Below are 25,455 nucleotides of genomic sequence, written 5' to 3'. Positions count from 1 at the left end.
CACCCGCTTCGGCCTAGTAGTAGGTGTTGCCGTCCCAGTCCGACTCGTCGCAGCCCAGCTGGTCGTCCTTCTCGTAGACGCAGACCTGGATGCGCATCGCCCAGATGCCACGGGTGTCCGTCAGGGATGTCACCCAGGTGTCGGAGTGCTGGTAGCCGGCGGTGACCGAGCGCCAGGCGTAGCTGGTCACCACGCGCTCCGGGGTGAGGGACTGCGCCCGGATCCGGACGTGGTGTCCGTCGGGGGCGGTGTCGGTCACCGTGAGGTAGATCTTGTTGGCGACGGTCTTGCTCGAGTAGTAGAAGTCCCCGGTGCCCTGGGCCCCGGAGATCGACTCGGCGACGCCGCCGGCGGCCGCCGGGCTCACGGAGAAGGCGAACGCGCCCAGGGCCGCGGCGCCCACCGCGAGGATTCTGCTGAGGTTCTTCTTCAAGGGTTCCCCCTGTGTCCAAGATCGATTGTCTTGCAGGCGGGATCCTATGAGGGGCATGACCATGCCACCCCCGTGATCGACGTACCTGTGACGGGGGTAACAGGCCGTCGGCTAGCCGGCCGAGACGCCCGTCGAGACGTCGAACTGCATGTCCGGCGGGTTCTTCGGGTCGAAGTCCGTCCCGGCCTTGGGGAACTGGTTCATGATCGTGCCCTGGCCGTACGTGTTCTCGGCGTAGTCATTGGGGTCGTACGACCAGCCCGCCGCCTGCAGGCAGAGTTTGACCGAGTCCCAGTTCTTGAACGCGAAGTCCGGCATCTGCACCTGGTCGGGGTCGTTGTTCGACTCCTGCGGCTCGGTGCACTCGGTCGTCTCGACCGTCCGGTTCGCATCCCCGGTCCGGTATCCCGACGGCGTCGACGAGGTGGTCGGCGTGGTGTCACCGCCGGCGTCGTCGTCCGTCCCGCCCCCGTTCAGCGCCAGCGCCGCGATCAGACCGCCGACCGCCACGACGGACACGATGATCGAGCCGAGGATGACCGGCTTGTTGCTCCTGCGGCCGCCGCCCGAGGGCGGTGCCTGCTGCGGGGTGAGGTTGTACGGCGGCGGGGTCGAGGCGTACGCGTTCGGCGCCGGCGTGGGGGTCTGGTACCCGCCCTGCTGCGGATATCCGTACGCCGGGGAAGGGGTCGAGGGCGGCGGGGTGCCGTAGGGGTTCGGCGTCGGCTGGTACGGCGTCTGGACCGGGCCCGTCGGCGCCGGAGTCCCCTGGTCCACCGGCGGGAACACCGCCGAGCCCACGCCCGCCCCGCTCGACGTCTGCGCGCCGGGGACGATGCTCGGCGCGGCCGCCTGGAAGGACGCCGCCACCCGCAGGCACTCGGTGCGCATGGCCTCGGCGCTCGGGAAGCGCTCGTTCGGGTTCTTCTTCAGGGCGCGGGCGATCAGCGCGTCCACCGCGGGCGGCAGCGCGCGGTTGACCTGCGACGCGGCCACCGGCTCTTCCTGCACATGCGCGTACGCGATCGCCAGCGGCGAGTCCGCGTCGAACGGCAGCCGCCCGGTGACCAGCTGGAACAGCATGATGCCGACCGAGTAGAGGTCGGAGCGGGCGTCCACGCCGCGGCCCAGCGCCTGCTCGGGGGAGAGGTACTGGGGGGTGCCGACCACCATGCCGGTCTGCGTCATCGACGTGACACCCGACTGCATGGCGCGCGCGATGCCGAAGTCCATGACCTTGACCACGCCGCGCTTGGTCATCATCACGTTGCCGGGCTTGATGTCGCGGTGGACCAGGCCCATCTCATGGCTGATCTCCAGCGCCGCCAGCACATCCGCGGTGATCTTCAGCGCCTTGTCGGCGGGCATCGCGCCGTGCTGCCGTACGTCCTCGTCGAGCACCGAGCCGAGCGGGCGGCCCTCGACGTACTCCATGACGATGTACGGCATCGTCATGCCGTCGAGGTTGTCCTCGCCGGTGTCGAAGACCGAGACGATGTTGGTGTGCGTGAGCTTGGCCACGGCCTGGGCCTCGCGGCGGAAGCGCTCGCGGAAGGCCTGTTCCCGGCCCAGCTCGGTGTGGAGGGTCTTGATGGCGACGGGGCGGTCGAGCACGGTGTCGTGCGCGAGGTGCACCGAGGCCATGCCACCCTCACCGAGCAAGTCGCGCAGCTGATAGCGGTTGTTGGCGATCGCCCGCCCCGCATACCGGCCGTGTGCGCCGTCCTGGCTCATGTTCCGCGTCCCCCATCGGCCATCAGGCGCCGGCCCGACTGTCGTTGATCGAATGGCTCATTCCCGGCCAAGTCTGCCCCACGGCACTGACAGGTCAAGCCGGGTGCCCGTTCCGTGACCGTACGCGAAAGAAGCGTCGCGGAAGCGTTACAGGTGGCGTACCGCCGGTACACAGAATTTGCACGACAGCGCGTGCTACCGCTTTGATGACCGGTCCGTCTCGGACCGGTCCCCGGGCTCATCCCGGACCGGAGGCTTGCGTGGAGGCTGTAGCGTGGCCGACGGAGACCGTAACAACACCGCGCGCACCGCGGGCAGAAACGACGGCGAGGACCGATGGCACAGCAGCAGCGCGCTCAGGGCCCGTCCGACCCCGAGGCGACTGGCGGCGGGATGTCAGACGCGCCGGAGATGTGGGGCAACGGCGGACTGGTCGGCGATGGCCGGTATCGGCTGACACACAGACTCGGCCGGGGCGGCATGGCCGAGGTCTTCGCCGCCGAGGACGTACGTCTCGGCCGCACCGTGGCGGTCAAACTGCTGCGCTCCGACCTCGCCGAGGACCCGGTCTCCAAGGCCCGCTTCACCCGCGAGGCCCAGTCCGTGGCCGGCCTCAACCACCACGCGATCGTCGCGGTCTACGACTCCGGCGAGGACTTCGTGAACGGCCATGCCGTTCCGTACATCGTCATGGAGATCGTCGAGGGCCGCACGATCCGGGACCTGCTGATCAACGCCGAGGCCCCCGGGCCCGAGCAGGCTCTGATCATCGTCTCCGGTGTCCTGGAGGCGCTCGCCTACTCGCACCAGCACGGCATCGTGCACCGGGACATCAAGCCGGCCAACGTCATCATCACCCACGGCGGCGCCGTGAAGGTGATGGACTTCGGCATCGCCCGCGCACTGCACGGCGCGCAGTCGACGATGACGCAGACCGGCATGGTCATGGGCACCCCTCAGTACCTGTCGCCCGAGCAGGCGCTCGGCAAGGCGGTGGACCACCGCTCCGACCTGTACGCGACGGGCTGCCTCCTCTACGAACTCCTCGCGCTGCGGCCCCCGTTCACCGGCGAGACGCCGCTGTCCGTCGTCTACCAGCACGTCCAGGACATCCCGACGCCTCCGTCCGAGGTCTCCGACGCCACGCCTCCGGAGCTCGACGGCCTGGTCATGCGCTCGCTCGCCAAGGAGCCGGACGACCGGTTCCAGACGGCCGAGGAGATGCGCGGGCTCATCCAGTACGGGCTGCAGATGCTGTACGAGCAGGGCGGTCACACCGGCACCTGGAACACCGGGCCGGTCGCGATGCACGACGGCCGGCACACCCCCTCGGGCGGCTTCGCCGGCACCACCGTCATGCACCACTCCGGCGACGCCTCCGGCACCACGCAGATCCCGCAGCCGATCCTGCCCGGCGGCTACGGCGGCGGGGACGACGGCGGCTTCGAGGGGCACGGCAACCGGGGCAGCGGCCGCGGCAAGCTGTGGATCCTCGCCGTGCTCGCGGTGGTCGCCATAGCGGCAGGTGTCGCGCTGGCGCTGAACGGCGGCGGCGGGAACGGCAGCGGGGACGACACCACCGAGAAGCCGACCACCTCCACGACGCCCTCGGAGACGACCAGCGAGTCGCCGAGCGACGAGCCGACGGACGAGGCGACCGACGAACAGACCGACGACGGCTCCGTGAGCACCGGTTCGTCCTGGTCCCCGACCTCGACCCCGTCGTACACGCCCTCGCCGACCCCCACGGCGACGGCCACGGAGCCGACGGGCGAGCCGACGACCGCGGAGCCGACGACCGCCGAGCCGACGACGACGGAACCGACGGAGGAGCCGACGGAGACGGACGGCGGCACCGACGCGGGCGGCACCACCGGTGACGTAGAGGGCGGCTGACGCAGCAGTACGCCACCACGCGCGCGTACGGACCGGAAACGGACCGTACGCGCGCGTGGCGTTTTCCCGGACGGGCGGCTCAGTCGGCGAAGGCCTCGCACACCGCCTCGTACTCCCGCGTCCACCACACCACCAGCGCCGAGGCCGCCGGGAACTGGGGGTCCGCGCGGGTGTCGCCGCGTTCGTAGTGCCAGCGCAGCATCCAGAAGTCGTTGAGGCGCTCCCACCAGACCCGATGGGCGGCCGCCGTCAACTCCGAGGGCGTGGCACCCGCCGTACGCCGGTACGCGCGCGCGTACGCCCGCACCTTCGGCAGGTCGAGCGCGCCCGCGGGCCGTACGAAGAAGATCGCGGCGGCACGTACGGCCTCCTCCGCGCGGGGCTGCACGCCCAGCCGGTCCCAGTCGACGATCGCGGCCGGGGCATCCCCCTGGTAGAGCAGGTTGAACGGGTGGAAGTCCCCGTGCACCCACCCCACGCACCCGCCCCGCGGCGGCCGCCGGTCCGCGTGCCGCTCCAGCAGCGCCCGCCGCTCCAGGAGCCGGTGCCGGGCCAGCTCGTCGAAGGAGTCGGCGGGACGGTGCCGGCGTACGCGGGTGAGCAGGTCGTCGATGAGGGCGAAGGTGTCGGCGGGGTCGGCGCTCCCGGCGCGGGGGTCCGCGGTGGGCGCGGGCGTGCGGTCCTGAGGCCCGGCGCACGCCTCACTGCGCGCGCCCGGTACTCGCCCCTGCACCGGCATCACCCGCTCCAGACTCGCGTGCACCACCCCGAGCAGCGCCCCCAGCCGGCCGCACTGCTGCGGCGTCAGCTGGCCCCCGTGGCGGTGGCGGCCCTCGATCCATGGGTGGAGTGCGTAGGAGTGGCCGCCGACGACCGCGACCGTGCGTCCGTGGCGGTCGGGCAGGGGCGGGGCGACCGGGACGCCCAGGACCGCCAGCCGCTCGGTGGCGCGGTGCTGGCGGGCGATGGCGGCCGGGTCGGCGGTCTCGGGGTCGAAGTGGTGCTTGAGGAAGTAGTGGCCGCGGGTCGTGCGCAGGCGGTAGCCGCGGTTCAGCAGCCCCTGGTCGACGGGTTCGCAGGTGACGGCGGAGCCGGCGGCGTACTGGCTGAGGAGGGCCCGCAACGGGGGCGCGTGAGGCATGGGGGGTGGTACACAAGGGCGCGGCACGCGCCAGATGCTAGGGCACGAGCCGGGCCTGTGAGCTGGGCGTTGTCACAGACAGTCGCTTTCGGTCACGGCATGTGCGCGAAGCGACTTTCCAGAGCGCCGTCGGTCGAGTGGACCGTGCCGAACTGCGGCTCGACGCGCAGATAGACGGGCTCGTAGGGCTCCCCGTCGGCGACCCGGGGCGTGGGCCCGAACCGCTCGAGCTCGGCGGCCGTCGGCTCGTACGCCGTGCACTCGCCCACGACCTGGACGGACCACAGCCCCTCGCCCGGCCGGGCCGAGCTGAGGTTGTCCGCGCCGTACGCGACGACCCCGCCGACGCACGCCCGGTGGTAGCCGCAGCTCCTGGGCAGCCGCAGCAGGACCCGCCCGTCGTCCACGACGTGCCGGGCGAAGGCGAGGAAGGGCAGGGCGCGCATGCTGGTGGCCACCCGACCGTAGTCGGTGCGGGCGAGCAGTTCGACGGCGAGCTGTTCGTCGGAGGGCATACGACCAATGTCGGTCGTACACGCTTCCCGGGGCAGGGGTCTTTGGTCCCTAATACGCCCGCGATGCGCCCGCCACGATCCTCAGCGACGCTCCTGCTCGACCTGCATCCGCGCCACGAACGCCGCCGCCTGCGAGCGACGCTCCATACCGAGTTTGGAAAGCAGACTCGACACATAGTTCTTGATCGTCTTCTCCGCCAGGTGCAGCCGCTCGCCGATCGCGCGATTGGTGAGCCCCTCGCCGATCAGGTCGAGGATCCTGCGCTCCTGCTCGGTGAGGTGCGCGAGCCTGTCGTCGCCCTTGGCGCTGCCGCCGTCCCGCAGCCGTTCCAGCACGCGCGCGGTGGCCACCGGGTCGAGGAGGGACTTGCCGGCGGCGACATCACGTACGGCCGCCAGGAGTTCGTTGCCCCGGATGGCCTTCAGGACATATCCCGAGGCGCCCGCCATGATCGCGTCGAAGAGGGCCTCGTCGTCGGCGAACGACGTCAGCATCAGGCACTTGACGTTCTCGTCCCCGGACCGGATCTCCCGGCAGACCTCCACCCCGCTGCCGTCCGGGAGCCGTACGTCGAGGACGGCCACGTCGGGCCGGGTGGCCGGGATCCGGACCAGCGCGTCGGCCGCCGTACCGGCCTCACCGACCACCTCGATGTCGTCCTCCACCGAGAGCAGCTCATGGACACCCCGGCGGACGACCTCGTGGTCGTCGAGGAGAAATACCCGGATTTTTCCGTCTTCGCGCACGAGGTCAGTGTCACACAGCCTCTGAGACCTCGCCCCAGGCAGCCTCTTCCCGTGACCTGGGTCACCGGGTTAACGTGCCGTTGTTCCGGCCCCCTGCAAGGCTGTGACCAGGAGTTGTTCCCGACTTTCGCGATTTACTTGGAAATCCAAGCAAAATCGCAGGTCAGGAGGGGTTTCACAGAAATGTGAGGCACTGGGTAACGTGCATCGTGCAGGGCGCTCGCCGGGGCACCTGTCACGCCTGTTCCCGACCGGGCCGCACCCACCCCGTGCGTCCGTAGGGCTTCAGGTGAGCCGCACTGGCGCCCGGCGAACCCGGGTAGCCGGACCGACGGAGGAGCACACGTGACCGTGGAGAGCACTGCCGCGCGCACATCGCGACGCAGCGCCAGTACCAAGAGCACGGCCGGCAAGCGCACGACCGCCAAGAAGCAGTCGGGCACCGAGCCCGAGCTCGTGCAGCTGCTGACGCCCGAAGGCAAGCGCGTCAAGGACGCCACGTACGACAAGTACGTCGCCGGCATCACCCCCGAAGAGCTCCGCGGTCTGTACCGCGACATGGTGCTCACCCGCCGCTTCGACGCCGAGGCCACCTCCCTGCAGCGCCAGGGCGAGCTGGGCCTGTGGGCCTCACTGCTCGGCCAGGAGGCCGCCCAGATCGGCTCCGGACGAGCCACCCGTGAGGACGACTACGTCTTCCCGACCTACCGCGAGCACGGCGTCGCCTGGTGCCGTGGGGTCGATCCGACCAACCTGCTGGGCATGTTCCGCGGCGTGAACAACGGCGGCTGGGACCCCAACACCAACAACTTCCAGCTCTACACGATCGTCATCGGCTCCCAGACCCTGCACGCCACCGGCTACGCCATGGGCATCGCCAAGGACGGCGCGGACAGCGCGGTCATCGCCTACTTCGGCGACGGTGCGAGCAGCCAGGGCGACGTGGCCGAGTCCTTCACCTTCTCCGCGGTCTACAACGCCCCGGTCGTGTTCTTCTGCCAGAACAACCAGTGGGCGATCTCCGAGCCCACCGAGAAGCAGACCCGGGTGCCTCTCTACCAGCGCGCCCAGGGCTTCGGCTTCCCGGGCGTGCGCGTGGACGGCAACGACGTGCTGGCCTGCCTCGCGGTCACCAAGTGGGCGCTGGAACGCGCCCGCAACGGCGAGGGCCCGACGCTGGTCGAGGCGTACACCTACCGGATGGGCGCCCACACCACCTCCGACGACCCGACCAAGTACCGGGCCGACGAGGAGCGCGTGGCCTGGGAGGCGAAGGACCCGATCCTGCGCCTTCGCCGGTACCTGGAGGCCTCAAACCACACGGACGACGGATTCTTCGCGGAACTCGAGGCCGAGAGCGAGGCGTTGGGCAAGCGAGTACGCGAAGCGGTCCGCGCCATGCCGGACCCGGACCACTTCGCCATCTTCGAGCACGCGTACGCGGACGGACACGCGCTCGTCGACGAGGAGCGCGCCCAGTTCGCCGCCTACCAGGCGTCGTTCGCAGAGGAAGAGGGGGTCTGACATGGCAGCCGAAAAGTTGGCTCTGGCGAAGGCGATCAACGAATCGCTGCGCCGCGCCCTGGAGACGGACCCCAAGGTCCTCATCATGGGCGAGGACGTCGGCAAGCTCGGCGGTGTGTTCCGGGTGACGGACGGACTGCAGAAGGACTTCGGTGAGGAGCGGGTCATCGACACCCCGCTCGCCGAGTCGGGCATCGTCGGCACCGCGATCGGCCTCGCGCTGCGCGGATACCGCCCGGTGGTGGAGATCCAGTTCGACGGCTTCGTCTTCCCGGCCTACGACCAGATCGTCACGCAGCTCGCGAAGATGCACGCCCGCTCGCTGGGCAAGGTCAAGCTCCCCGTCGTCGTGCGCATTCCCTACGGCGGCGGCATCGGCGCGGTCGAGCACCACTCCGAGTCCCCCGAGGCGCTCTTCGCGCACGTGGCGGGCCTCAAGATCGTCAGCCCCTCCAACCCGTTCGACGCGTACTGGATGATGCAGCAGGCCATCCAGAGCGACGACCCCGTGATCTTCTTCGAGCCCAAGCGGCGCTACTGGGACAAGGGCGAGGTCAACACCGAAGCCATCCCCGGCCCGCTGCACAAGGCACAGGTGGTCCGCGAGGGCACCGACCTCACCCTGGTCGCCTACGGCCCGATGGTGAAGCTCTGCCGGGAGGTCGCCGACGCGGCCGCCGAGGAAGGCAGGAACCTCGAGGTTCTCGACCTGCGCTCGGTGTCTCCGCTGGACTTCGACTCCATCCAGGCCTCGGTCGAGAAGACCCGCCGCCTGGTGGTGGTGCACGAGGCACCGGTGTTCTTCGGCTCGGGCGCGGAGATCGCGGCGCGGATCACGGAGCGCTGCTTCTACCACCTGGAGGCCCCGGTGCTCCGGGTCGGCGGTTACCACGCCCCCTACCCGCCGGCCCGCCTGGAGGACGAGTACCTGCCGGGCCTGGACCGGGTACTCGACGCCGTCGACCGTGCCCTGGCGTACTGAGGAGAGGGTCGTGACGACGATGACGGAAGCGTCCGTACGCGAGTTCAAGATGCCGGACGTGGGCGAGGGCCTCACCGAGGCCGAGATCCTCAAGTGGTACGTCAAGCCCGGTGACGAGGTCACCGACGGCCAGGTGGTCTGCGAGGTCGAGACCGCCAAGGCGGCCGTCGAACTGCCCATCCCCTACGACGGTGTCGTCCGGGAGCTCCACTTCCCCGAGGGCACCACGGTCGCCGTGGGCACGTCGATCATCGCGGTGGACGTGTCGGGCGGGGCGGCTCCCGTCGAGGCACCGGCACCCGCTGCCGAGCCCGAGAAGAAGCCCGAGGGCCGCCAGCCCGTGCTCGTCGGGTACGGCGTCGCCGTGTCCTCGACCAAGCGGCGCCCCCGCAAGGGCCCCCAGGTCCCGGTCCAGGAGCCCGCGCCGGTCCAGGAGACCTCGGCCGTGATCCAGACCGAGCTGAACGGCCATGGGGCACCGCCGACGGCGCTCAAGGAGCGCCCGCTGGCCAAGCCGCCGGTGCGCAAGCTGGCCAAGGACCTCGGCGTCGACCTGACGACGATCGTCCCGTCCGGCCCCGACGGCATCATCACCCGCGAGGACGTCCACGCGGCGGCGGCCCCGGAGCCGGCGGTCGTCGAGACCCCGGCGCCCACCGCCGCCCCCGCCCAGGCGCCCGCGCCCGTACCGACGTACGACACGGCACGGGAGACCCGTATCCCGGTCAAGGGCGTCCGCAAGGCGACGGCTGCGGCGATGGTCGGCTCGGCGTTCACCGCGCCGCATGTCACGGAGTTCGTGACCGTCGACGTGACGCGCACGATGAAGCTCGTCGAAGAGCTGAAGCAGGACAAGGAGTTGCAGGGCCTGCGGGTCAACCCGCTGCTCCTGATCGCCAAGGCCCTGCTGGTCGCCATCAAGCGGAACCCGGACGTCAACGCGTCCTGGGACGAAGCGAACCAGGAGATCGTGCAGAAGCACTACGTGAACCTGGGCATCGCCGCGGCCACTCCGCGCGGTCTGATCGTGCCGAACATCAAGGACGCCCACGCCAAGACGCTGCCGCAGCTGGCCCAGGCGCTGGGTGAGCTGGTGGTGACGGCGAAGGACGGGAAGACCTCGCCCGCCGCCATGCAGGGCGGCACCGTCACCATCACCAACGTCGGCGTCTTCGGCGTCGACACCGGTACGCCGATCCTCAACCCCGGCGAGTCCGCGATCCTCGCGGTCGGCTCGATCAAGCTCCAGCCGTGGGTCCACAAGGGCAAGGTGAAGCCGCGTCAGGTGACCACCCTGGCGCTCTCCTTCGACCACCGGCTGGTGGACGGGGAGCTGGGCTCCAAGGTGCTGGCGGACGTGGCGGCGATCCTGGAGCAGCCGAAGCGGCTGATCACCTGGGCGTGAGGCATGAGTGCCGTGAGGCATGAGTGAAGGGGCCGGCGTTCTTCGCCGGCCCCTTCGTTTACGTGGTTTACAGGTAGGGCCCGCCCGAACGGCCGGCCGTGTGGCCGTCCTCGCCATCGTGGCCGACGCCGGGCGGCAGGGCCCGCCGCATCTGCTCCAACTGCGCCCGCGCGGCCATCTGCTGGGCGAACAGGGTGGTCTGGATCCCGTGGAAGAGACCCTCCAGCCAGCCGACCAACTGGGCCTGCGCGATCCGCAGTTCCGCGTCGCTCGGGGTCGCCTCGTCCGTGAAGGGCAGGGAGAGCCGCTCCAGCTCCTCGACGAGCTCAGGGGCCAGACCGTCCTCCAGCTCCTTCACCGAGCTGCGGTGGATCTCCTTGAGCCGGACCCGGCTCGCCTCGTCCAGGGGAGCCACGCGCACTTCCTCCAGCAGCTGCTTGATCATGCTGCCGATCCTCATGACCTTGGCGGGCTGCTCCACCATCTCCGTCACCGGAATCTCGCGGGAGTCCTCGTCCCCGGTGCCGCCGAGCGCCATTCCGTCCTGGCTCACGACCAGGATCTGGGGCTGTTCGGGCGACCGTTCGTTCCTCGGCATCTCCATGCCGCCATTCTCTCGCACCGGTACACCTCATCACTGGGGTGCCCCCCGTGGAGGGTGATCCACCGTTTACGGTGCGGAAGTTTCCGTCACTCGCCGGCGTCACGGGACCGGGTGAGCCGCAGCAGACGCGCCTCGCAGTGGTCCAGCCAGCGCAGCTCGGCCTCCGTGTGGCAGACGAGCTGCTCAAGCACCAGCAGCCGCGCCACCTCGTCGGGGTGCTCGGGCGCCCGCGCGAGGGCTTCGGCCCGCTGCTGAAAATGGGTGTGCAGCGCCCGCGCGACGTGCCGCCGCTGGGCCTCGACGACCTCCCGGACGTCGGCACCGGCCACACCCACCGCCATCACCAGCTTGACGGCCAGCTCGTCGCGCTGCTGAATCCCCCGCTCCACGGGCCGCGCGAACCAGGCCCGCAGCTCGGCCCGCCCCGCGTCCGTGAGCGCGTACAGCACCCCCCCCCCGCCTCGTCCACGCCGTCCTGCACGACCAGCCCGTCCCGCTCCAGCCGGCCGAGCGTCGTGTACACCTGCCCGATGTTGAGCGGCCAGGTCCCGCCCGTACGCGCCTCGAACTCGGTCCGCAGCCGCGAACCGTAACGGGGGCCGCGTGCCAGGAGCGCCAGCAGTCCGTGTCGTATCGACATACCCGGATTGTGCGGCCGTTTCGGCACTTCGGCGGCGCCCGGAATGCCGGAAGCCCGGCCCGGTGTGACGCTGGTCCCGTGACGCGATGGTTGCGCACCGTGCGCACTACGGGACTGGTGATCGCCCTGGGAGCGGGAGTGGTCGCGGTTCCGTGCGGGGCGGGGACGTCGTACGGCGCCGAGGCGGTACGGGGGGTGCGGGGCGGGGCCGTGGCGGGGGCGGGGGACGTCGAATCGTCGGCCGGGGCGCGAGGCCGTGTGCCCGCACGCGGGGCGCAGGAAGGCGAGGCCGCGGCGAACCGGAGGATGGAGCCCTCAGTAGGGGCACGAGGCGCTGAGCCCGCGCACAGGGTACGGGAGAGCGAGTCCGCGCCCACGGCGCAGGAGGGCGGGGCCGCGGCGGACCGGTGGGCCGAGTCCCCGGGGTGGGCGCGAGGCGGTGCGGCCGGTCCGGAAACGCGAGACGTCCCCTCGACACCGGCGGTGCCGGGCAGCCAGGCCGTACCCGGAGTGCGAGGCAGCGCGACAGCGTCGGCGGTACCGGACAGCGGGATGACGCCGAAGGCGGAGGCCGTCCGGTCCGGACCGGCGCTGCACGGCGCCCGGCCCGTCCCGCGCGTCGAAGGCACCGCGCCCCCCTCGGCCGAGCCGTCCCGGGCCGGGAGCCGGGCGGGTGAGGGGCGGGAGCGGCCGGGGCGGAGGGAGGCAGCGGAGACCGCGGAGACCGGAGAGGAGGACGCGGGTGCCGGCGTCGGGAACGAGGCCGAGCAGCCCGCCGACGGTGCCGCCACCGCCGTACCGGAACCGTCGCGGGAAGCCGTACCGAACGCCTCCCCGCCACCGCGGCAGCCCGTGCGGGAGGCCGTCACCCGTGCCGAGAGCCCCACCGAGCCCGTACTGCGGATCCTGCCGCTCGGCAGCGGTCTGGTCCTGATCGGGCTCGGTCTGGGACTCGCGTTCGTCGGCCTGCGGGTGCGACGGGGTTGAGGACCCTGCGGCCCGGCCTGCCGCGCGCACCCCTACTCCACGACCAGCAGCACCTTCCCCACGTGCCCGCTCTCCTCCACCACCCGGTGGGCCGCCGCCGCGTCGCTCATCGGGATCTCGCGGTCCACCACGGGACGGACATGGCCCCCGTCCAGCAACGGCCAGACGTGTTCCCGTACCGCCGCCACGATCGCTGTCTTCTCGGCCGGCGGACGGGCGCGCAGCGACGTCGCGCTGATGGCGGCGCGCTTGCCCAGGAGCGCCGCGATGTTCAGTTCGCCCTTGATGCCGCCCTGCATGCCGATGATCGCGAGGCGCCCGTTGACGGCGAGCGTCTGCACGTTGCGGTCGAGGTACTTCGCACCCATGTTGTCGAGGATCACGTCGGCTCCGGCACCGCCGGTCGCCTGCTTCACCTCGGACACGAAGTCCTGCTCGCGATAGTTGACCAGGATGTCCGCGCCGAGCTCGGCACAGTGGTCCAGCTTCTCCTTCGTGCCCGCCGTGACCGCGACCTTCGCACCGACGGCCTTCGCCAGCTGGATCGCCATCGTGCCGATGCCGCTGGAACCGCCGTGCACGAGCAGCGTCTCGCCGGGGCGCAGGTGGGAGATCATGAAGACGTTCGACCAGACCGTGCAGGTCACCTCGGGCAGCGCGGCGGCGTGCCGGAGATCGACGCCCTTGGGCACGGGCAGCAGCTGACCGGCCGGCACGACGACCTTCTCCGCGTAGCCGCCGCCCGACAGCAGCGCGCACACCTCGTCGCCCACCGCCCAGCCGGAGACACCGGGTCCGGTTTCGACGACACGGCCCGAGCACTCCAGGCCGGGGTGGGGGGAGGCGCCGGGCGGCGGGTCGTAGAAGCCCTGGCGCTGCAGGATGTCGGCCCGGTTGACGGCACTGGCCACCACCTCGACCAGCACCTCGCCCTCGCCGGGCACCGGATCGGGGGCCTCGTCCCACACCAGCGACTCGGGCCCACCAGGTTCGGGAATCGTGATCGCACGCATGAGAGGGACGCTACTCCTCCGTCCCCGGTCGCAGCCCCCTCGGTCGTCGGACGGAGCCGCCCCCGGCAATTGGGCGGATCCGCTCGGAAATCCCTGTGCGGAACCGATGAGTTTGCGCGACGGTAAAGGTCTCCCCATGCGTAGCCCAAGCACGCGCTAGCCCAAGCACGCGGAAGGACAACCCACCATGAGCCAGCACACCTCCGGCCTGGCCATCGAGACGGCGGGACTGGTGAAGACGTTCGGCGAGACCCGGGCCGTCGACGGAGTCGACCTCTCCGTCCCGGCCGGCACGGTCTACGGCGTCCTCGGCCCGAACGGCGCCGGCAAGACGACCACCGTGAAGATGCTCGCCACCCTCCTGCGCCCCGACGGCGGCCAGGCCCACGTCTTCGGCCACGACGTCGTCCGCGAGGCCGACGCGGTGCGCGGCCGGGTGAGCCTCACCGGTCAGTACGCCTCCGTCGACGAGGACCTCACCGGCGCCGAGAACCTGATCCTGCTCGCCCGTCTCCTCGGCCACCACAAGAAGGCCGCGCGAGTGCGCGCCGGACAGCTCCTGGAGGCCTTCGGGCTGACGGACGCGGCCGCGAAGCAGGTCAAGCACTACTCGGGCGGCATGCGGCGCCGCATCGACATCGCCGCGTCCATCCTCAATACTCCCGACCTGCTGTTCCTCGACGAGCCGACGACCGGCCTCGACCCGCGCAGCCGCAACCAGGTGTGGGACATCGTGCGCGCGGTCGTCGCCCAGGGCACCACCGTGCTGCTGACCACGCAGTACCTGGACGAGGCCGACCAGCTGGCGTCCCGGATCGCCGTCATCGACCGCGGCAAGGTGATCGCCGAGGGCACGAAGGGCGAGCTGAAGGCGTCCGTGGGCGCCGGATCCGTCCATCTGCGACTGCGCGACCCGGCCCAGCGGCCCGAGGCGGAACAGGTGCTGCGGCTGGCGCTGGACACGGACGTGCAGTTGGAGCCCGATCCCGTGGCACTGACCGCCCGCCTGGGCGGCACGACCAGCGACAGCGCGGCCGAGCAGGCCTCCCGGGCCCTCGCCGAACTGGCCCGCACCGGCATCACCGTCGACAACTTCTCCCTGGGCCAGCCCAGCCTGGACGAGGTGTTCCTCGCCCTCACCGGACACGACACCCGCGACGACTCGCAGAACGACCCGAAGCCCTCCAAGGACGAGGAGGTCGCGGCATGAGCACCGTGACGCAGACCGAGACCAAGGACCTCGCCCCCGTCAGCGCCGAGTCCCTCGCCGCGCTGCTCGTCTCCGGGGAACGGCCGGCGCGGCCCAGCGCCCTGTCCGCCTCGCTGACCTTCGGCTGGCGGGCGATCCTCAAGATCAAGCACGTCCCCGAGCAGCTCTTCGACGTCACCGCGTTCCCGATCATGATGGTGCTGATGTACACGTACCTGTTCGGGGGCGCCCTGGCCGGTTCCCCGAAGGAGTACATCCAGTTCCTGCTGCCCGGCATCATGGTGATGTCGGTCGTCATGATCACGATGTACACGGGTGTCTCGGTGAACACCGACATCGAGAAGGGCGTCTTCGACCGCTTCCGGACGCTGCCCATCTGGCGGCCGTCGACGATGGTCGGCTATCTGCTCGGCGACGCCCTGCGCTACACGATCGCGTCCGTCGTGATGCTCACCGTCGGCCTGATTCTCGGCTACCGCCCGGACGGCGGGTTCGGCGGCGTGCTCGCCGGAATCGCGCTGCTGATCGTCTTCTCGTTCGCGTTCTCGTGGATCTGGACGATGTTCGGACTGCTGCTGCGCACCGAGAAGTCGGTGATGGGCGTCAGCATGATGGTGATGTTCCCGCTGACCTTCCTGTCGAACATCTTCGTCGACCCGAAGACCATGCCGGGCTGGCTGCAGGCCTTCGTCAACAACAGCCCCATCACCCATCTCTCCTCGGCCGTCCGCGAACTGATGGCGGGCGACTGGCCCGCCGACGAGATCGCCTGGTCGCTGGGGTGGGCGGGCCTGTTCGTGGCGGTCTTCGGGCCGATCACGATGCGGCTGTACAACAAGAAGTAGGCCTCAGTCCTGGGGAATCGGGCGGACGTCGGGCGCGATCTGCGAGCCCGGCGTCGCCCGCACGATGGTGATCAGCCGGTCCGTCAGCTCCAGCGTCCCGACGGCCACATCGTCGTATCCGAGCACCCGATGCCCGCGTACGACGCTCACCACCAGGTCCTCCGTCTCCCGCGGCTTCTTGCCCACCTCGGCCTTTATGACCGGCCGTTCGACGATGTCGAGCCCGGTGCCCTGCTGGATGAGGTCCTCCATCACCATGCCGGCGGCGGGGCTCAGCACGGAGAGTCCGAGCAGCCGCCCGGCGGCACTGGCGCTGGTGATGACCGCGTCGGCGCCGGACTGCTTCAGCAGCGGCGCGTTCTCCTCCTCGCGCACCGCGGCCACGATCTTGGCGCCCTTGTTGAGCTGCCGGGCCGTCAGCGTCACCAGCACCGCCGTGTCGTCGCGCTGGGTCGCGATGATGATCTTCCGGGCCTTGTGCACCTCGGCCCGCTTCAGCACCTCGCTGCGCGTCGCGTCACCGACGATCCCCGCGTAGCCGTCGGCCGTGGCCGCCTCGATCACCTTGGAGCTGGGGTCGACCACGACGACCTGCTCCTTCTTCAGGCCCGTCGCACAGACGGTCTGGATCGCCGAGCGCCCCTTCGTACCGAAGCCGACGACGACGGTGTGGTCGCGCAAGGTGGACCTCCAGCGATTCAGGCGCCATTCCTCCCGGGTGCGTTCGGTGAGGACCTCGAGCGTGGTTCCGACCAGGATGATCAGGAACAGCACACGCATGGGCGTGATGACGAAGATATTGGTGAGCCGGGCGCCGTCGCTGACCGGCGTGATGTCGCCGTACCCGGTGGTGGAGAGGGTGACGGTCGCGTAGTACGCGGCGTCGAGCAGGTCGACGGAGCCGTCGGAGCTGTCGTTGTAGCCGCCACGGTCGGCATAGACGATCAGAGCCGTGCCCGCGAGGAGCAGCAGCGCCATGATGACCCGCCTGGCGACCTGCCGGAACGGGTGCTCCACCACTTTCCTCGGGAGTTTCACCCGATAAGTCACGAGATGCTCGTCCGCCTGGCGGGCGATCGCGTCATGGCCCGGAAGTTTCACGTGAAACACACCTCGATTCCGGCGGACGCCCAGGGCAGGTCGAGCAGTTCCAGCTCCTGACCGGGGCGGGCACCACCGGGAGGTACGACGGCCAGCGCGTCCGCCGCCGCGATGCCGCGCAGCATGGCCGGCCCGTTGTAGTGCAGCGGGACGGCACTGTCGCCGCGCAGGACGACGGGGATGAGCCGGGTGTCGTACGGGTGCCCGTGCGCTTCCTCCCGCACGGGCAGGGTGTACGGCTCGGGCGCGGGGCGTGCCGCGAGCGTCCGCAGCAGCGGCTCGGCGAGCGTGAGCAGACCGGAGACGGCGGCGAGGGGGTTGCCGGGCAGGCCGACGAGGTGCTGGTTCTCCTTGGTGCGGGCCAGCAGCATGGGGTGGCCGGGGCGCACCTTGACGCCGTCGACGAGGAGTTCGGCGCCGATCCGCTTCAGCGTGGGGTGGACGTGGTCGACGGGACCGGAGGCGGTACCGCCGGTGGTGACGATCAGGTCGGCGTCGGAGGTGGTGATCGCCTTGTACAGGGCTTGGGCGTCGTCGCCGAGCCGGCGTACGGCGATGACCTCGGCGCCGAGTCCGCGCAGCCACGGCGGCAGCATCGGGCCGAGCGCATCACGGATGAGGCCGTCGTGCGGGAGGCCCTCGGTGAGCAACTCGTCGCCGAGGACGAGGACTTCGGCGCGGGGGCGGGGGACCGCGGTGAGGGTGTCGTATCCGGCGGCCGCGGCGAGCCCGAGGACGGCCGGGGTCACGAGGGTGCCGACGGGCAGGAGTTGGTCTCCGCTACGACATTCCTGGCCCCGCGGGCGGATGTCCTGACCGTGGCGGGTGTCGCGGGTGGCGTGCAGCCGGCCCTGGGCATCGGTACGGCCGTGCTCGCTGCGGATGACCGCGGTGGTGTCCAGGGGGATACGGGCGCCGGTGGCGATCCGGACGGCCTCCCCGTCGGTGAGCGGCTGCGGCTCCGCGTGCCCGGCCAGGACGCCTTCGTCCCGTACGTCCCAGGGGCCCGGTCCGGCGACCGCCCAGCCGTCCATCGCGGAGGTGTCGAAGGAGGGCAGGTCGGTGAGGGCGGTGAGGGGGGCGGCCAGGGTGAGGCCGAGGGCGGTGCCGAGGGGTACGGAGACGGGGGCGCGGCGGGCGGCCCGGGTCCCGGCCCGGGCGGCGCGTCCGGCGACGGCACGGGCCTCGGGCCAGGAGGTGGCGCGGTGGTGGGTGTCGGGCTTGTGGCCGCCGGTGGGCGACGTGGGCTGCGGCGGGGGCGGCCGGTCTGCGGGGGTGCGGCCGTTGTCGCCGTTCACGAGGGCGAGCACCTCCTCTACGTCCAGATCCTCGGCGTCCTCGGCGTCCGCGCCGGTGCGGGCGGTCATCCGGCGTCCGTGTCGGGCTTGGGCCCGGCGTCCGGGGCGCTCTCCTCGGACCAGCCGAGTGCGAGGTCGGCGGCCTTGCGGGCGAGTTCGGCCACCGTCTGCGGGCCTCCCCCGGCCTGTGCGGCCGCGTAGCCGACGAGGAAGGTCGTCAGCGGCGCCGCGGGCCTGGCCACGTTGTGGGCGGCGTCGCGGGCGAGATCGAGCAGGACGCCGGTGTCGACGTCGAGATCGATGCCCAGCTCGTCCTTGACTGCGGAAATCCATTCATCCAACACGTGCCCATGCTCCCTGATACGTGCCCTGGCGGCGGCGATGTCGTCCCAGGTGTCGCAGTCGAACGACGCGACGGGGTCCGGGACACGAGTGAGGTGGAGGCCTGCGGTGAGGCGACGCAGGGGGAGGCCGGTGAGGCCGTCGTGCTCCTTGTCGAGCGCGACCAGCTCGCGGCGGAGGGCGGCAGCGCGGTACGCGGCCACGAGCGGCTGGTCACGGCCTTCGGCATCGGTGAGCAGCGCGCCTTCGGTGTCCCCCGTCCGCAGGGCGGTCAGCAGGTGCCGGACGGTGTCGGCGGCGAGGAACGGCAGGTCGGCGGAGAGGACGACGACGTCCGGTGCCGTGGTGTGGCTCAGCCCGGCGCCGAGCGCTGCGAGCGGCCCCCCGCCCGGCGGGTCCTCGCGGGCCCAGGTCACGGGCCGTGCGGTGGGCCGGGGATCGGCGACGACGACGGTCGTGCGCGCGTCGACGCAGGCCGCCAGGACCCGGTCGAGCAGCGCCCGGCCGCCCACCCGCACCCCGGGTTTGTCGGCACCGCCGAGCCGCCGGGCGGCACCCCCGGCGAGCACGACGACGTCGTAAGCGGTCACCCCCCGAGTATGCGTGCCGTGGCGATCACAGGGAACGCAGGGGAGGCCGTGCAATCAGTGCATGTGCGGTCCGTGGGATCAGAGGGTGCGCAACAGCACCGCCGGCTGTTCCACGCAGTCCGCCACGTACCGCAGGAAGCCGCCCGCCGTGCCGCCGTCGCAGACGCGGTGGTCGAAGGTGAGCGACAGCTGGACGACCTGCCGCACCGCCAGCTCGCCCTCGTGCACCCACGGCTTGGGGATGATCCGGCCGACGCCGAGCATGGCGGCCTCGGGGTGGTTGATGATCGGTGTGGAACCGTCGACGCCGAAGACCCCGTAGTTGTTCAACGTGAAGGTCCCGCCGGTGAGTTCCCCGGGCGTGAGGCCTGCGGTCCGGGCCGCCTCGGTCAGCCGGGCGAACTCCGCGGTCAGCGACTCGGCGTCCCGCGCGTGCGCGTCCCGTACGACGGGCACGACGAGCCCGCGCTCGGTCTGCGCCGCGAACCCGATGTGCACATGGTCGAACTGGACGACCTCCCTGGCCGCCATGTCGACGGTGGAGTTGAGCTCGGGGAACCGGGCGAGGGCAGCCGTGCAGATCCGGGCGAGGAGCGCGAGCAGGGAGATCTTCGCTCCGCCCGCCGCGTTCATGGCCGTACGCGCGCGCATCAGTTCCGTCGCGTCGGCGTCCACCCAGCAGGTGGCGTCGGGGATCTCACGCCGGCTGCGGGAGAGCTTGTCGGCCACGGCACCGCGGATGCCCTTGAGGGGGACGCGGATGCCGCCGGAGGTGGGAGCCGACGTCTGCGGCAGCACTGTCGGCGTCGGTTCCGCGGCCTTGTCCTGCGCGGCGGCGGACCGCAGCGCATTCTCCACGTCCGCCCGCAGGATGAGCCCGTCGCGTCCCGAACCGGTCAACTCCCGCAGATCCAGGCCGTTCTCCCGGGCGAGCCTGCGCACCAGCGGCGAGATCACGGGAACCGGACCCTCCACCACCTCGCGCACCGCGGCCTGCCCGTTCGCCGCCTGGGACGCCACGGGCACCCCCTGCCCCGACCGCACCCTGCGCCTCCGCGCGGGCGCCTCGGACGTGCCGTACCCCACCAGCACGTTCCCGGAGCCCTCGCTCTTCCCGGCGGAGCCGTCGATGGAACCGTCGGCGACCGGTGCCCCGACGGCCACCGTGATCAGAGGCGCCCCCACGGGAAGCTCCGTGCCCTCCTCGCCGAACCGAGCCGTGACGACACCGCCGTACGGACACGGCACCTCGACCATCGCCTTGGCCGTCTCGACCTCGACGACCGGCTGGTCCACGGCGACCACGTCACCGACCTCCACCAGCCAGCGCACGATCTCCGCCTCGGTGAGCCCCTCCCCGAGGTCGGGCAGCTTGAACTCCAAGACCTGTGCCATCAGCCCTCGGCCTCCCACTGCAGACGCCCCACGGCGTCCAGGATCCGGTCCACGCCGGGCAGATGGTGGCGCTCCAGCATCGGCGGCGGGTAAGGGATGTCGAACCCGGCCACGCGCAGCACCGGCGCCTCCAGATGGTGGAAACAGCGCTCCGTGACCCGGGCCGCGATCTCCCCGCCCGGCCCGCCGTACCCGCCCGACTCGTGCACGACGACCGCGCGCCCGGTCCGCCGGACCGACGCGCAGACCGTCTCGTCGTCGAACGGCACCAGCGAGCGCAGATCGACGACCTCGAGGTCCCAGCCCTCGGCCTGTGCCGCCTCGGCGGCTTCGAGGCAGACGGGTACGGACGGCCCGTACGTGATGAGCGTGGCGCTGCGCCCCGAGCGCCGCACCGTCGCGCGGCCTATCGGTTCGACGTCCGTCGGATGGTCCGGATTCCAGGAGTCCTTCGACCAGTACAGACGCTTGGGCTCCAGGAAGACGACCGGGTCGTCGGAGGCGATGGCGGCGCGCAGCAGCCCGTACGCGTCGGCGACGGTGGCGGGCGTGACGACATGGAGCCCCGGGGTCGCCATGTAGTACGCCTCGGAGGAGTCGCTGTGGTGTTCGACGCCGCCGATGCCGCCGCCGTAGGGCACACGGACGGTGATGGGCAGCGGCATGGCGCCGCGCGTGCGGTTGCGCATGCGCGCCACGTGCGAGATCAGCTGCTCGAACGCGGGGTAGGCGAACGCGTCGAACTGCATCTCCACGACCGGCCGAAGGCCGTACATCGCCATGCCGACCGCGGTGCCGAGAATGCCGGCCTCGGCCAGCGGGGTGTCGGTGCAGCGGGCCTCGCCGAACTCCTTGGCGAGGCCGTCGGTGACCCGGAAGACACCGCCGAGGGTGCCGACGTCCTCACCCATGACGTGCACGGTCGGGTCGGCGGCCATCGCGTCGCGCATCGCGCGCGTGAGGGCCTGCGCCATGGTGGCCGGCTTGAGGGCGACGGTCGTCATCAGTGCGCCCCTTCCTGTTCCGCCGCCAGTTCCGCCCGCAACTGCGCCTGCTGCTCGCGCAGTTGCGGGGTCGGCTCGGCATAGACGTGGGCGAACAGGTCCATCGGGTCGAGTGCCGGGTCCTGGTTCATGCGCTCGCGCAGGTCGGCGGCCATGGTCTCGGCGGCGTCCCGCGCGGCCTGGACGGCGTCGTCGTCGAGGAGACCGCGCGTGGTCAGCTCGTGCTCCAGGAGCGCGATCGGGTCGTGCTGCCGCCAGGTCTCGACCTCCGCGTCACCGCGGTAGCGGGTCGCGTCGTCGGCGTTGGTGTGGGCCTCCACGCGGTAGGTGATCGCCTCGACGAGGGTGGGGCCGCCGCCCTCGCGCGCGTGCCGTACGGCGCCGGCGAGGACCTCGTGCACGGCGGCCGCGTCGTTGCCGTCGACCAGCCGGCCGGGCATGCCGTAGCCGACGGCCTTGTGGGCCAGCGACGGGGCCGCGGTCTGCTTGGCGAGCGGGACGGAGATCGCGAAGCCGTTGTTCTGGACCAGGAAGACGACCGGCGCCTGCCAGACGGCGGCGAAGTTCAGCGCCTCGTGGAAGTCGCCCTCGCTGGAGCCGCCGTCGCCGACCATGGCGAGCGCGACCACGTCGTCGCCCTTGAGGCGGGCGGCGTGGGCGAGGCCGACGGCGTGCGGGAGCTGGGTGGCGAGGGGGGTGCACAGGGGGGCGACCCGGTGTTCGCGCGGGTCGTAGCCGGTGTGCCAGTCGCCGCGCAGCAGGGTCAGCGCCTGGACGGGGTCCAGACCGCGGGCGACGGCGGCGAGGGTGTCGCGGTAGCTGGGGAAGAGCCAGTCACGGTCCTCGAGGACCAGCGCGGCGGCGACCTCGCAGGCCTCCTGGCCGGTGCTGGAGGGGTAGACGGCGAGGCGGCCCTGCTTGGTGAGGGCGGTGGCCTGCGTGTTGTACCGACGGCCGCGCACCAGTTCGGCGTACAGGCGGCGCAGCAGGCCGGGGTCGGCCTTCCCTGCCGCCTCCGTGCCGAGGACGCGGTACGGCTCCGCGTCGGGCAGCAGCGGCGCGGGGTCGGTACGGGGCTGCCAGGCGGGCGGCGGCGATGGCCGGTACGCGCCCCGCTGCTCCATGACCGTCATGACGGCACCTCCTCGTGGGAGCGGCTTCAGGCGCGTCACGGCTTGTGATGCGCCTCACCTACCGATTGTTCGGTCGTCGGCACATTTTGGCTACAGGCACCCTCAGGCTGTGGACAAACGGTTCTCCACAGCCTGCAATGAACGCAGTACGTCCATGGTAGGGAGGCGGGGGGACATGGCACCTGAACAAATGGCCGAAAGCCCGGACGGCGGTCGCCCGCTGCCGCCCCCTCGGCCCCTCGACGCCATCGACGAGGACATCCTGAAGATGCTCCAGGCGGACGGCCGCGCGTCGATAAGGTCGGTCGCCGAACGCGTGCACGTCTCGCGCGCGAATGCCTACGCGCGTATCAACCGTCTCGTCGAGGACGGCGTGATCCGCGGTTTCGGCGCCCGTGTCGACCACGAACGCGCCGGTCAGGGCACATCGGCGTACATCACCCTGAAGATCGTCCAGAACTCCTGGCGCACGGTCCGGGCACAGCTCATCCAGCTGCCCGGCGCCTCCCACATCGCCCTGGTCGGCGGCGACTTCGACGTCCTGCTCCTGGTCCACACCCCCGACAACAGGGCCCTGCGCGAACTGGTCCTCACCCGCCTCCAGGCCATCCCGGAGGTCCTCAGCACCCGCACCCTGCTGGTCTTCGAGGACGAGGACCTGGAGCCGCAGGGCTGAACAGGGCTGCGCTGGGCCGGACGGGGCGAACCCTTTCCGTGTCCCTGGTGCGTGCGGCCTGGTGCGTGCGGCCTTGTGCGTGCGGCCTTGTGCGTGCGGCCTTGTGCGTGCGGCCTTGTGCGTGCGGCTCAGTGCTCCTTGCACAGCCCCGAGAACACCAACTGCACGACGGCGTCGGCCGCTTCGCGTTCGCTCACGCCCCGCCCGTCCGGCCGGTACCACTCCACCATCGAGTTGATCATTCCGAAGACCAGCCGGGTCGCGAGCCGCACGTCCACATCGCCGCGCACATCGCCGTCGGCGGCCGCGGCCCTCAGCAGCTCGGCGACCCGGTGGTCGAAGTCGCGGCGCCGCTCCAGGGCCCAGCGCTCGGTGTCGGTGTTGCCGCGCACGCGCAGCAGCAGCGTCACGTACGGCAGCTCGGTGATCAGCACTTCGACCATGCGCCGCACGACGTACTCCAGGCGCTCGACCGCCCGCCCCACGCGCGCGTGCTCCTCACCGAGGATCCCGAAGAGCCCGTCGAGGGCCCGGCTCACGGCGCGGCGCAGCAGCTCCTCCTTGCCCGCGACGTGGTGGTAGATCGAGGACTTGGAGATGCCGGCCGCCTTGGAGAGATGCTCCATGGACGTGCCGTCGTAGCCACGCTCGTTGAAGATCTGGACGGCGACGGACAGCAGCGTCTCCGGGGTGTACGTGTCGCGCTTGGCGGTGGTCATGAGGTGCTGCCCTCCCTCTTGTCGGTGGCGTACGCGTGGCGGTACAGCGCGAGGGACGGTGCGTAGCGGCCGCTCGGATCGCGCAGGTGCAGGTCGTCGAGGAGGGCGTAGGCCCAGTTGCGGCCGAGCCTGCGGCTCCACTCGAAGGGGCCCAGCGGGTAGTTGACGCCGAGGCGCATCGCGGTGTCGATGTCCTCCTCGGTGGCCACGCCCTTGGCGACGGCGTCGTGCGCCAGGTCGACGATCCGGGCGACCGTGCGGGCGACGATCATGCCGGGGACGTCACCGATGACGCTGACGTCCTTGCCGAGAGCCTGGAAGAGGCCGATCGCCTCGGCGAGGGTCTGCTGCGCGGTGTCCTGGGAGGCGGACAGGGCGATACGGGTGGCCCGGCGGTAGTCGAGCGCGAGGTCGAAGTAGACGACGTCCCGGAACTCCACCGAGGTCTGCCCGTCGGCGAGCGCCAGCTGACCCCCGCTCGGCAGCACCAGCCGGGTGCCGTGGTCCTCGTCGTCCTCGCGGACCGGGATGCCCGCCTCGCGGATCAGCGCGAGCAGCTCGCACGCGGGGCCCAGGTCGCCCTCGGCGACGACGTACGCGGGCGCCTGCGCCGGTTCGGCGGTGTGCGGATCGGCGGGCTCGGCGTCGGGTCCGTACACGTACCAGCCGTGTCCGCTCTTGCGGCCGAGCCGGCCGGACTCCACCAGCCGCCGCTGCGCGAGCGAGGGCGTGAAGCGGACGTCCTGGAAGAAGGACTTCCAGACCGAGTGCGTGACCGACTCGTTGACGTCCTGCCCGATCAGGTCGGTGAGCTCGAACGCGCCCATCTTGAACCCGCCCGACTCACGCAGCACCGCGTCGATGGTGGCGGGATCGGCGCCCTGGGCCTCGTACACCGCGAACGCCTCGGCGTAGTAGGGCCGGGCGATGCGGTTGACGATGAAACCGGGGGTGTCGGCACAGGCGACCGGCGTCTTGCCCCAGACCCGTGCGGTCTCGTACGCGCGCGTGGCCGAGGTGACGTCGGTGGCGAAGCCGGAGACGACCTCGACGAGCGGCAGCAGCGGCGCGGGGTTGAAGAAGTGCAGGCCCACGAAACGGCCCGGGTTGCGCAGAGCGCCGCCGATGGCCGTGACCGACAGGGACGAGGTGTTGGTGGCGAGCAGACAGTCCTCACCGACGACGTCCTCCAGCTCCCGGAAGAGCTCCTGCTTGACGTCCAGCCGCTCCAGGGCCGCCTCGACGACCAGGGCGCAGTCCGCGAGGTCGGCGAGGCTGTCGGCGGCCGTGAGACGCGCGCGTGCCGCGTCCCGGTCGGCGCCGGTGAGACGCTCCTTCTCGACGAGCCGGTCGAGCCGCGCGCCGATCGCGTCAGCGGCTTCCTGGGCGCGTCCGGGAGCGGCGTCGTACAGCTGGACGGGATGGCCGGCGACCAACGCGACCTGGGCGATGCCCTGGCCCATGGTGCCGGTGCCGACGACGGCCACGGGGCTGCTGAGGTCGAGTGCTGTCATGTGCGCG

At 71.4% G+C, this 25,455-nt stretch carries 23 protein-coding genes and 1 pseudogene; 8 read left to right on the top strand and 16 right to left on the bottom strand.

The window, feature by feature from the left end:
- Positions 1-13 precede the first annotated feature (13 nt).
- The gene (locus ACWD3I_RS07575; protein WP_365393591.1) at positions 14-433 is read right to left on the bottom strand and encodes a hypothetical protein; all 420 of its coding nucleotides are present in this window, start codon (positions 431-433) and stop codon (positions 14-16) included.
- 111 nt (positions 434-544) lie between these two features.
- Positions 545-2,167, bottom strand: a complete 1,623-nt coding sequence (locus ACWD3I_RS07570; protein ID WP_365393589.1) for a protein kinase domain-containing protein — start codon at positions 2,165-2,167, stop codon at positions 545-547.
- A gap of 336 nt (positions 2,168-2,503) precedes the next feature.
- Here ACWD3I_RS07570 and ACWD3I_RS07565 point away from each other — a divergent pair, with 336 nt between their 5' ends.
- On the top strand, positions 2,504-4,063 hold the full coding sequence (locus ACWD3I_RS07565; RefSeq protein ID WP_365393587.1) for a protein kinase domain-containing protein: 1,560 nt from the start codon (positions 2,504-2,506) through the stop codon (positions 4,061-4,063).
- Between the two features lie 79 nt (positions 4,064-4,142).
- On the opposite strand, the gene ACWD3I_RS07560 is transcribed toward ACWD3I_RS07565, so the two are convergent.
- The 3 genes from ACWD3I_RS07560 to ACWD3I_RS07550 all read right to left on the bottom strand — a co-directional run bounded on the left by ACWD3I_RS07560 (position 4,143) and on the right by ACWD3I_RS07550 (position 6,466).
- Positions 4,143-5,204, bottom strand: coding sequence for a phosphotransferase (locus tag ACWD3I_RS07560; RefSeq protein ID WP_365393585.1), 1,062 nt, complete (start codon positions 5,202-5,204; stop codon positions 4,143-4,145).
- A 92-nt stretch (positions 5,205-5,296) separates the two neighbouring features.
- A complete protein-coding gene (locus ACWD3I_RS07555) occupies positions 5,297-5,719 on the bottom strand; it encodes a pyridoxamine 5'-phosphate oxidase family protein (protein ID WP_365393583.1) in 423 nt (140 codons plus the stop codon).
- An 81-nt stretch (positions 5,720-5,800) separates the two neighbouring features.
- Complete coding sequence (locus tag ACWD3I_RS07550; protein ID WP_365393581.1) at positions 5,801-6,466, bottom strand: response regulator transcription factor; 666 nt, start codon at positions 6,464-6,466, stop codon at positions 5,801-5,803.
- A 345-nt stretch (positions 6,467-6,811) separates the two neighbouring features.
- Here ACWD3I_RS07550 and pdhA (ACWD3I_RS07545) point away from each other — a divergent pair, with 345 nt between their 5' ends.
- The 3 genes from pdhA (ACWD3I_RS07545) to ACWD3I_RS07535 are packed head-to-tail and all read left to right on the top strand — an operon-like array spanning position 6,812 to position 10,377.
- Positions 6,812-7,990: a pyruvate dehydrogenase (acetyl-transferring) E1 component subunit alpha gene (pdhA, locus tag ACWD3I_RS07545; protein WP_266889965.1), complete on the top strand. Its 1,179-nt coding sequence runs from the start codon at positions 6,812-6,814 to the stop codon at positions 7,988-7,990.
- A gap of 1 nt (position 7,991) precedes the next feature.
- On the top strand, positions 7,992-8,972 hold the full coding sequence (locus ACWD3I_RS07540) for an alpha-ketoacid dehydrogenase subunit beta (protein ID WP_365393578.1): 981 nt from the start codon (positions 7,992-7,994) through the stop codon (positions 8,970-8,972).
- Positions 8,973-8,982: 10 nt separating this feature from the next.
- A complete protein-coding gene (locus ACWD3I_RS07535) occupies positions 8,983-10,377 on the top strand; it encodes a dihydrolipoamide acetyltransferase family protein (RefSeq protein WP_365393576.1) in 1,395 nt (464 codons plus the stop codon).
- A 67-nt stretch (positions 10,378-10,444) separates the two neighbouring features.
- Here the strand turns inward: ACWD3I_RS07535 and ACWD3I_RS07530 are convergent, their stop codons facing one another.
- Together ACWD3I_RS07530 and ACWD3I_RS07525 are read right to left on the bottom strand one after the other, a co-directional pair.
- A complete protein-coding gene (locus ACWD3I_RS07530) occupies positions 10,445-10,981 on the bottom strand; it encodes a bacterial proteasome activator family protein (RefSeq protein ID WP_365393574.1) in 537 nt (178 codons plus the stop codon).
- An 86-nt stretch (positions 10,982-11,067) separates the two neighbouring features.
- A pseudogene (locus ACWD3I_RS07525) lies at positions 11,068-11,621 on the bottom strand (PadR family transcriptional regulator).
- Between the two features lie 99 nt (positions 11,622-11,720).
- Here ACWD3I_RS07525 and ACWD3I_RS07520 point away from each other — a divergent pair.
- Positions 11,721-12,608, top strand: coding sequence for a hypothetical protein (locus ACWD3I_RS07520; protein WP_365393572.1), 888 nt, complete (start codon positions 11,721-11,723; stop codon positions 12,606-12,608).
- A 32-nt stretch (positions 12,609-12,640) separates the two neighbouring features.
- Here the strand turns inward: ACWD3I_RS07520 and ACWD3I_RS07515 are convergent, their stop codons facing one another.
- The gene (locus ACWD3I_RS07515; RefSeq protein ID WP_365393570.1) at positions 12,641-13,621 is read right to left on the bottom strand and encodes an NAD(P)H-quinone oxidoreductase; all 981 of its coding nucleotides are present in this window, start codon (positions 13,619-13,621) and stop codon (positions 12,641-12,643) included.
- 187 nt (positions 13,622-13,808) lie between these two features.
- Here ACWD3I_RS07515 and ACWD3I_RS07510 point away from each other — a divergent pair, with 187 nt between their 5' ends.
- The gene (locus ACWD3I_RS07510) at positions 13,809-14,831 is read left to right on the top strand and encodes an ATP-binding cassette domain-containing protein (RefSeq protein WP_365393568.1); all 1,023 of its coding nucleotides are present in this window, start codon (positions 13,809-13,811) and stop codon (positions 14,829-14,831) included.
- Positions 14,828-15,676, top strand: coding sequence for an ABC transporter permease (locus ACWD3I_RS07505; RefSeq protein ID WP_365393566.1), 849 nt, complete (start codon positions 14,828-14,830; stop codon positions 15,674-15,676). Before ACWD3I_RS07510 ends, ACWD3I_RS07505 begins: the two co-directional genes overlap by 4 nt.
- Positions 15,677-15,679: 3 nt before the next feature.
- On the opposite strand, the gene ACWD3I_RS07500 is transcribed toward ACWD3I_RS07505, so the two are convergent.
- From ACWD3I_RS07500 to pdhA (ACWD3I_RS07475), 6 genes are all read right to left on the bottom strand, one after another.
- Positions 15,680-16,777: a potassium channel family protein gene (locus tag ACWD3I_RS07500; protein WP_365393564.1), complete on the bottom strand. Its 1,098-nt coding sequence runs from the start codon at positions 16,775-16,777 to the stop codon at positions 15,680-15,682.
- Complete coding sequence (locus ACWD3I_RS07495) at positions 16,774-18,144, bottom strand: molybdopterin molybdotransferase MoeA (RefSeq protein ID WP_365393562.1); 1,371 nt, start codon at positions 18,142-18,144, stop codon at positions 16,774-16,776. Before ACWD3I_RS07495 ends, ACWD3I_RS07500 begins: the two co-directional genes overlap by 4 nt.
- Positions 18,141-19,007, bottom strand: a complete 867-nt coding sequence (locus ACWD3I_RS07490; protein ID WP_365393560.1) for an NTP transferase domain-containing protein — start codon at positions 19,005-19,007, stop codon at positions 18,141-18,143. The genes ACWD3I_RS07495 and ACWD3I_RS07490 overlap by 4 nt, the downstream gene beginning before the upstream one ends.
- Positions 19,008-19,085: 78 nt before the next feature.
- A complete protein-coding gene (locus ACWD3I_RS07485; protein ID WP_365393558.1) occupies positions 19,086-20,402 on the bottom strand; it encodes a dihydrolipoamide acetyltransferase family protein in 1,317 nt (438 codons plus the stop codon).
- Positions 20,402-21,406 (bottom strand): alpha-ketoacid dehydrogenase subunit beta, encoded by a 1,005-nt coding sequence (locus tag ACWD3I_RS07480; protein ID WP_365393556.1) that lies wholly within the window; start codon positions 21,404-21,406, stop codon positions 20,402-20,404. Before ACWD3I_RS07480 ends, ACWD3I_RS07485 begins: the two co-directional genes overlap by 1 nt.
- Positions 21,406-22,539, bottom strand: a complete 1,134-nt coding sequence (gene pdhA, locus ACWD3I_RS07475; RefSeq protein ID WP_365393554.1) for a pyruvate dehydrogenase (acetyl-transferring) E1 component subunit alpha — start codon at positions 22,537-22,539, stop codon at positions 21,406-21,408. Before pdhA (ACWD3I_RS07475) ends, ACWD3I_RS07480 begins: the two co-directional genes overlap by 1 nt.
- A gap of 190 nt (positions 22,540-22,729) precedes the next feature.
- On the opposite strand from pdhA (ACWD3I_RS07475), the gene ACWD3I_RS07470 reads away from it, so the two are divergent.
- Entirely contained in the window at positions 22,730-23,215 is a 486-nt protein-coding gene (locus ACWD3I_RS07470) for an Lrp/AsnC family transcriptional regulator (RefSeq protein ID WP_046256569.1), read from the top strand.
- 128 nt (positions 23,216-23,343) lie between these two features.
- Here the strand turns inward: ACWD3I_RS07470 and ACWD3I_RS07465 are convergent, their stop codons facing one another.
- Positions 23,344-23,934, bottom strand: coding sequence for a TetR/AcrR family transcriptional regulator (locus ACWD3I_RS07465; RefSeq protein ID WP_365393552.1), 591 nt, complete (start codon positions 23,932-23,934; stop codon positions 23,344-23,346).
- Positions 23,931-25,448 (bottom strand): 3-hydroxyacyl-CoA dehydrogenase, encoded by a 1,518-nt coding sequence (locus tag ACWD3I_RS07460; protein ID WP_365393550.1) that lies wholly within the window; start codon positions 25,446-25,448, stop codon positions 23,931-23,933. Before ACWD3I_RS07460 ends, ACWD3I_RS07465 begins: the two co-directional genes overlap by 4 nt.
- Between the last annotated feature and the right edge of the window lie 7 nt (positions 25,449-25,455).

This window comes from Streptomyces sp. NPDC002817 (assembly GCF_053592055.1).
This window is presented reverse-complemented; position numbering and strand designations above follow the sequence as displayed.

Excerpts from the sequence above, each read along its gene's own strand:
- ACWD3I_RS07510 (WP_365393568.1), top strand. The coding sequence starts at position 13,809 with ATGAGCCAGCACACCTCCGGCCTGGCCATCGAGACGGCGGGACTGGTG.
- ACWD3I_RS07555 (WP_365393583.1), bottom strand. The coding sequence starts at position 5,719 with ATGCCCTCCGACGAACAGCTCGCCGTCGAACTGCTCGCCCGCACCGAC.
- ACWD3I_RS07460 (WP_365393550.1), bottom strand. The coding sequence starts at position 25,448 with ATGACAGCACTCGACCTCAGCAGCCCCGTGGCCGTCGTCGGCACCGGC.
- ACWD3I_RS07515 (WP_365393570.1), bottom strand. The coding sequence starts at position 13,621 with ATGCGTGCGATCACGATTCCCGAACCTGGTGGGCCCGAGTCGCTGGTG.
- ACWD3I_RS07495 (WP_365393562.1), bottom strand. The coding sequence starts at position 18,144 with ATGACCGCCCGCACCGGCGCGGACGCCGAGGACGCCGAGGATCTGGAC.
- ACWD3I_RS07470 (WP_046256569.1), top strand. The coding sequence starts at position 22,730 with ATGGCCGAAAGCCCGGACGGCGGTCGCCCGCTGCCGCCCCCTCGGCCC.
- ACWD3I_RS07540 (WP_365393578.1), top strand. The coding sequence starts at position 7,992 with ATGGCAGCCGAAAAGTTGGCTCTGGCGAAGGCGATCAACGAATCGCTG.
- ACWD3I_RS07485 (WP_365393558.1), bottom strand. The coding sequence starts at position 20,402 with ATGGCACAGGTCTTGGAGTTCAAGCTGCCCGACCTCGGGGAGGGGCTC.
- ACWD3I_RS07570 (WP_365393589.1), bottom strand. The coding sequence starts at position 2,167 with ATGAGCCAGGACGGCGCACACGGCCGGTATGCGGGGCGGGCGATCGCC.
- ACWD3I_RS07530 (WP_365393574.1), bottom strand. The coding sequence starts at position 10,981 with ATGGAGATGCCGAGGAACGAACGGTCGCCCGAACAGCCCCAGATCCTG.
- ACWD3I_RS07505 (WP_365393566.1), top strand. The coding sequence starts at position 14,828 with ATGAGCACCGTGACGCAGACCGAGACCAAGGACCTCGCCCCCGTCAGC.
- ACWD3I_RS07560 (WP_365393585.1), bottom strand. The coding sequence starts at position 5,204 with ATGCCTCACGCGCCCCCGTTGCGGGCCCTCCTCAGCCAGTACGCCGCC.
- pdhA (WP_365393554.1), bottom strand. The coding sequence starts at position 22,539 with ATGACGGTCATGGAGCAGCGGGGCGCGTACCGGCCATCGCCGCCGCCC.
- ACWD3I_RS07480 (WP_365393556.1), bottom strand. The coding sequence starts at position 21,406 with ATGACGACCGTCGCCCTCAAGCCGGCCACCATGGCGCAGGCCCTCACG.
- ACWD3I_RS07565 (WP_365393587.1), top strand. The coding sequence starts at position 2,504 with ATGGCACAGCAGCAGCGCGCTCAGGGCCCGTCCGACCCCGAGGCGACT.
- ACWD3I_RS07465 (WP_365393552.1), bottom strand. The coding sequence starts at position 23,934 with ATGACCACCGCCAAGCGCGACACGTACACCCCGGAGACGCTGCTGTCC.